The 6,369-nt window shown below is 46.5% G+C and carries 5 protein-coding genes and 1 pseudogene; 4 read left to right on the forward strand and 2 right to left on the reverse strand.

Annotated elements, in window-relative coordinates:
* Positions 1-63: 63 nt before the first annotated feature.
* Together RBB45_RS19840 and RBB45_RS19845 are read left to right on the forward strand one after the other, a co-directional pair.
* Positions 64-1,314 (forward strand): annotated as a pseudogene (locus RBB45_RS19840) (collagen-like triple helix repeat-containing protein); the annotation flags it as partial.
* A 132-nt stretch (positions 1,315-1,446) separates the two neighbouring features.
* A complete protein-coding gene (locus RBB45_RS19845; RefSeq protein WP_222928998.1) occupies positions 1,447-2,202 on the forward strand; it encodes a hypothetical protein in 756 nt (251 codons plus the stop codon).
* Positions 2,203-2,364: 162 nt separating this feature from the next.
* Here RBB45_RS19845 and RBB45_RS19850 read toward each other — a convergent pair whose 3' ends face one another.
* Positions 2,365-3,108 (reverse strand): glycosyltransferase, encoded by a 744-nt coding sequence (locus RBB45_RS19850; protein ID WP_306010243.1) that lies wholly within the window; start codon positions 3,106-3,108, stop codon positions 2,365-2,367.
* Positions 3,109-3,254: 146 nt separating this feature from the next.
* Here RBB45_RS19850 and RBB45_RS19855 point away from each other — a divergent pair, with 146 nt between their 5' ends.
* A complete protein-coding gene (locus RBB45_RS19855) occupies positions 3,255-4,352 on the forward strand; it encodes a glycosyltransferase family 4 protein (RefSeq protein WP_306010244.1) in 1,098 nt (365 codons plus the stop codon).
* 53 nt (positions 4,353-4,405) lie between these two features.
* Here RBB45_RS19855 and RBB45_RS19860 read toward each other — a convergent pair whose 3' ends face one another.
* Positions 4,406-5,641: a BMQ_0737 family morphogenetic spore coat protein gene (locus RBB45_RS19860; RefSeq protein ID WP_224951904.1), complete on the reverse strand. Its 1,236-nt coding sequence runs from the start codon at positions 5,639-5,641 to the stop codon at positions 4,406-4,408.
* Between the two features lie 159 nt (positions 5,642-5,800).
* On the opposite strand from RBB45_RS19860, the gene RBB45_RS19865 reads away from it, so the two are divergent.
* The gene (locus tag RBB45_RS19865; RefSeq protein ID WP_306010245.1) at positions 5,801-6,337 is read left to right on the forward strand and encodes a hypothetical protein; all 537 of its coding nucleotides are present in this window, start codon (positions 5,801-5,803) and stop codon (positions 6,335-6,337) included.
* Positions 6,338-6,369: the final 32 nt, after the last annotated feature.

Consider the following 6,369-nt stretch of genomic DNA (forward strand, 5'->3'; position numbering starts at 1 on the left):
TAAATAAGAGAACGAGTAGTTTATGAGACTTTAGTTTCAGACCAAAGTGTTAGGAGGATAACTATGGCAGTTTTATCTACTGGACCTATTTCCAATCCGCCTGTAGGAGGAAACAGGATAACCAGGACCGTCAATATTAAAATTGACAACAGAGATTCAGTGAATTCTTCAACCGTACAGCTGCAGGGATATAGATTGAATGGCTCCAGGATTTTATTTGCCCTTGAAACCATTAACGTCGGGCCAAACCAGGTTATTACCAGGAACCTGACTGCTAATTTCGATGCTTTTGAATTTGTTTTTACTACAGGCGGCCCTGCCGAAGCCAGCACACAAATATCAGTTTGGGGCAGAGATGTCTCCGGCCAGCTAGTTGCTGCACACCGGGTAGTATCTGACGAGCTTCTCGGATCTAATCAGGGTGCTCAAGGTCCGCAGGGTCCTCAAGGCAGCACAGGTGTTCAAGGTCCTCAAGGCAGTACCGGTGCCACTGGTGTTCAAGGTCCTCAAGGCAATACTGGCGCCACTGGCGCTCAAGGTCCTCAAGGCAGTACAGGTGCCACTGGTGCTCAAGGTCCTCAAGGCAGTACCGGCGCCACTGGCGCTCAAGGTCCTCAAGGCAGTACCGGCGCCACTGGTTCTCAAGGTCCTCAAGGGAGCACTGGCGCCACTGGTGCTCAAGGCCCTCAAGGCAATACTGGCGCCACTGGCGCTCAAGGTCCTCAGGGCCCTCAAGGTACCGGTGTTCAGGGGCCACAAGGTCCTCAAGGCAATACAGGATCGCAGGGAGAGCAGGGTCCTCAAGGATCGGGTGCTCAGGGCCCTCAGGGTCCTCAAGGCAATACTGGCGTTCAGGGTCCGCAAGGTGAGCAAGGGCCTCAAGGATCGGGTGCTCAAGGCCCTCAGGGTCCTCAAGGCAATACAGGAGCACAGGGTCCTCAAGGCAACACAGGCGCTCAGGGTCCTCAAGGCAACACTGGTGCCCAAGGAGGACAAGGTCCTCAAGGAGTCACTGGCTCTGCGGGAGCTCAAGGTCCTCAAGGAGTCACTGGCTCTGCGGGAGCTCAAGGTCCTCAAGGGCCGACCGGCGTTTCAGGTGCTCAAGGCCCTCAGGGTCCACAGGGAACCACAGGTTCTGCCGGTGCACAGGGCACTCAAGGTCCTCAAGGCTCTACCGGCGTTACTGGAGCTCAGGGCCCTCAAGGTCCTCAGGGTGTAACTGGGGCTGCTGGAAGCCAGGGTCCGCAGGGAGCAACTGGTTCTCCTGGTGCAGAGGGTCCCCAAGGTGAACAAGGCCCTCAGGGAGAACAAGGCCCAAGCGATTTCCTATGGGGACAAGAAACGATATTCTGGGCAGATTCAAGTGCTCCCGGACCTGGTGACGGCTCTCCTCTCAACCCGTTCAACTCCCTGCAGGCCGCTGTTACCGCTGCTGTAAACAGCCCATTGGCTGTTACATTCGGGATGCGGGCAAGGCTGGTAATCCTGATTGCAGCCAATTCAGTATTCGATGAGGATATTGTCATACCGCCTGCAAGGCATGTCCAGCTGCTGGGTCTTGGCCCGTGGGTTCTTGGAAATGCAGACCTTGCAAACTTTGGATCTTCGACTCCGAGAAATGTAACCATTCAAACAAGCCAGGCAGCAGAGAATGTATACCTCATCCAAGGCCCTGCCTTTGATGCCCGTCCAGTAACGGTAATCGGAACATTTGATAATGGTACATCCGTCAGTACCCATACCAATTATACGAATGGCGCCATTATCAGCGGCAATGTGATATTCCAGAATGTATCACTTGGCGATCCATTTACTACAATCGAATTCCAGCTTCACAATGCAAAAATCAATGGGAATGTCGTTCAATCTGGCCACATGGGCCAGCTGAACACATATGCTTACAACAGCTGGTTCGCAGGAACAGTAATCCACAATGGACTAAGGCTGCAGCGGATGGTGGACAGCCGCTCAGACAGCACAATGCAGATAGCTGTGTACAGTAACATCCTAAACTCTTTTATTGGCGGAAATGTTACTGCAAATCCGGCAACTGATGTACCGCCAATTGGAATTTTCGGCACCCAGTTTGGCACAATTACCTGGACTGGAAACCTGACACTTGACGGGGCATCCAATTACTATTTTGGAAACTCAGATTCATCGGTGACTGGTACGAAAATTGTCCTATTCAATGGATCCTGATTAAATTTAAGCCAAGGAATACACTGCAGCCAGTCTCGCAGCTGCAGTCTGGCACAGTCCCTAGTATTTACTTTTACTTGTCCATTATTTTAGAAGAAAGATATCAAGGCATGTTTTAGGAATAGGCCAGGCGCTGCCGGCCATAAAATGAATGAGGGGCGTTCATTTCGCCCCTTTCCATCCTTGAAAATTATTAAGGGCCGGACCATATTTTTTCTTTATACGATCCGTTTCCTCACTAATTTCTCTTAAATGCTTTTTCGTCCCCATTTTATTGTGGATTCTATAAAGAGTCAGCGGCTCTTGAAGAAAAGCAGGGTTATGTTTTAAGCACACCCTTATCCAGTATTCATAATCATGCGCATACCGATAAGAAAGATCAAAAATTCCTGCACTGGCAAGCAGTTCTCTTTTCATCATGATTGTAGATCCATTAATCGTACAGCTTGTTTTCAACCCATCAAGCAGAGATTCCTTGCTGTAGTTTGAGAGAACACCAGATCCTGTCAGAATTTCGTTCTTGTCATTGATAAGCTTGTAATCAGTAAAAGAGAATTTTGCATTCTCCCTTTTCATAAAACTGAGCTGCTTTTCAATTTTTTCAGGAATAATGATGTCATCAGAACTCAGCCAGACAATATACTCGCCTTTCGCCCTTTTGAAGCCTTTATTTAAAGCGGAGGCTGTCCCTCCATTTGATTTTTTCATATAAACAATCCGGTTTAAGAAAGGCTTAAGAAGCTGATCATGAAGTGTTGAGCCGTCATCCACTAGAATGATTTCGATATTTTTATAGGTTTGCTGCAATGCACTTGAGATGCTCTTGCCAACATAGCTGCAGTTATAGAATGGGATAATGATTGTTACAAGATCCTGTTGATTTGAAATGGAGTCCGGGAGCAGCATCACGTATTCCCCTTCCTGTACTTAAAGTGAATTTTCCCCTTATTTAAAGAGGTGTCCGTAAGGCCTCCTGATATTATAGATTGCTGAGCCTGCAATGGTGCCTGATTTGAACTGATTTTTATAAAAGGAATGAGGTGAAATGAAGAATGAATGACCGCAATCTGAATATACTTTTTACCTTTTATGTCCCAAGCGGTGGTGTCGAAACATTGAACCGGCAGAGATTACAGGCACTCAGCCAGGTTGGCATCAACTGCCATTTCCTTTATACACAGAGCGGTACAGGGCTTCAGAACAAAACGGATGCCACATTATATGTGACCAATACCGATTTAGGCATCAAGGAAATCCTTCAAAAAGGGAGCTATGAAGCGATTGTTGTCGGCTCCGATCTTGCCATGCTTCAGCGTCTCAGGTCCCTGGGATATCAGGGAATTCTGATTTTTGAAAGCCAGGGCCTTGGACAGGATAAAGATTATGCTGAAAAGTTCTTGAAAGCCAATGCCATGCCTATTATCAATCCGTATTGTGATGCAATTCTCTATCCCAAGGCACCTCATCTTATTAAAGCGTTTGAAACTTATTTTCCATCTAAGAAAAAATACTCTTTTCACAATTGCTTTAACACAAAAGATTTCCATTACCGGCATTTGCCGAAAAGGCCACATCCAATTATAGGCTGGGTCGGAAGGCTTGAAGAAAATAAGAATTGGAAAGACTTCCTCATGATCGGAGCCAAACTGATCAGGCAGAACCCTTCGATCAAATTATGGATGTTTGAGGACAGTACCCTTGCTCCGGCGGATCAAAGGACAGCGTTTGAAACAGTTATTAAACAGCTTAATCTCCAATCCCACCTGACTGTATTTGCCAATCTTCCACATGACCGGATGGCAGACCACTATTCCATGATCGGGGATTCAGGCGGGTTTCTCTGTTCTACCTCTAAGGTAGAAGGCTTCGGCTATGCCGTCCTGGAGGCAATGGTCTGCAAATGCCCCGTCCTTTCAACAGATTCAGATGGGGTGCGGCATTTTATCATCCATAATACTACTGGCAAGTTTTTTACTTTAGGCAATATCCAGCATGCCGTCAAGGAGGGGCAGGATCTTTTGACAAATGCTCCTTTACGGGAAGCAATCAGGCAAAGGGCAGCTCAGCATATACAGCAGAATTTTTCTCCCGGAGATTATGCTGCCAACTTCATTAATATGATTACTGAATTAAAGCAAATAAAGAAATAAGCTGCCTGGAAAAGAAAAAAAGAAGGGTTTCCCCTTCTTTTAAACAATGCTTTTTATAGCGGCTGACCATTCAATAGATTCGGGAATGTTACGCAATCCTGAATAATGAGGTCTTCATCCGGCACGAACGCAGCTCCTGCGCCAGCAAAGGTCACTAACGGAAGTCCCGCTACATCAGTAAGAACAATGGAATATCCATCCAGATCCGTACCGATATTTTCAACCAGTGTCAATGTAAACAATACGGTGCGGTCAGGCACGCTCGGGTCAGCAAATACAATTGTGCCCGCCCCAGTAACTGTCAGTGTAGTAATGCCAAGGACAGTCGTGCATGTTGGCATATTGAATTCTTCTGCAGTGAAGACAAAGCTTTGGTCGACAGCAAGAGTCCCCGTACCAGTCGGTACAACAAAATCTTCGACAATCCATTGCAGGGTGCTTCCTGTCAGTTGGCAGTTGTCGCAGATTTCAGCTCTCAATTCTGTCGTATAAGTTCCTGCAGCAAGGGCTTCTGCAAAAATAATCGGGTCAAATGCGATTGGTACAGGGCCTGTAATAGGGTCTGTATCCACAAACGCCTGGCAGTCACAATTGTCGCGAGGGAAGAAGTCGCATTGCTCCGGCCATTCAAACGGCGGGCAAACCCCACCAGGAGGAATGACAATATCGTTTGGACGCGGGAAGCAGAATTTCGCCAGGACTTCCAGCTTTACATCAGCCTCAACCTGAATCTCAAAGCAGATATCAAGCATGATTTGCAGGCCAAGATCAGGAATACCAGTTTCAATGAAGTTTGTTTCACAGTTCAATGAAATCAGGCGGCAGAATACGTTGTCGCTTGTAAATGGCTCAGGAGCACAGACAACGAGGCGGCGCGATTCGCTGATAGTTGGACGGAAGCTGCAAATGACAGCGCCAGTGCTATCATAGATTGTAACAAGCGGCCTGATTGTGAAGATGACCTTCACAATAGCCAGGTCTGTCATGACTCCGTTTACCGGAATTTTGCGCCTTTCAATTCTGGAAGACACTGTACAGGTTGCATTTCCATCTGTATCTGGAGGATCAAGCGGGAAAAATCCTCCTACATCGGGAACGCAGCATGTTACATCAAGCGGGGTTCTCCCTTCTGCTACTGCCAGTGCAACTGCGGCTGCACATTCGGGCGGCAAGGTAATTCCTGTATCAGTAGTAATAGCATCAAATACCCAGTCATATACCTTGGAAACCCGAATACATTCTTCTTGAACGTTATTAGGGGTCAGTTGCGGTCTCTTATGACGCTTCAACTAAATCATCCTTTCTAATAGGTTGTGTATTCAATTCATCATATGGATATTTGGGATAAATGGTTCTAATCAACGAGCCTGTTTTTTCAGTATGATGATCTTGGGTTGATTTCATATTTTCATATTTTGGACTAAAGCCGATATAAAGGAGTATGCGCCATGAACCTATCTGTTTTTTTGGAAGAGAAGCCAATGGGAGATGCTTTGCTGTCTTCATTGATGAGCATCACGCTTTTTTGTGAAGAACATGGGTATACCGCTAAATGGGAGGAGACTGAGAGAAAGCTTCACATCGCTTCAGGAAGAAAGCTGGAATCCATTCTTTTAGCACCTCCTTCATCAGGTGTGGATAATGCTTTCCTGGAAGCCCTAAAAGGTTACCTGGAGGGGGAAGGCTTCCTTGCTATTACAGGCAGCCAGATTGAAGAAGCAAAGCTTAAACCGCATATCCTGCTGGAAATAGCCGAATCGGATCAGTTCTCACTGCCGCAGCTTAGTCTTGAGCATCCCAGCCACCTGGATGACCGGGTGAAGAATGCTCTTTTATCGGAGCTTAATAGAAGATCTCTTCCTTATCAGATTAAAGAATTGAAGTATTTAAAAGCACATTCTCCCCTGCGCTTTAAAATGGTATGCAAGCTGCCGAAAGGAACCATCTTATCAAGACTAAATTTAAAAAAACTTAATAATAACTAGGTGTTAAATATATTGGTCATGAATAATATGTT

Origin of the sequence: Bacillus sp. MMSF_3328, assembly GCF_030733525.1 — a bacterium.
GTDB classification, from domain to species: Bacteria; Bacillota; Bacilli; order Bacillales; family Cytobacillaceae; genus Bacillus_AB; species Bacillus_AB infantis.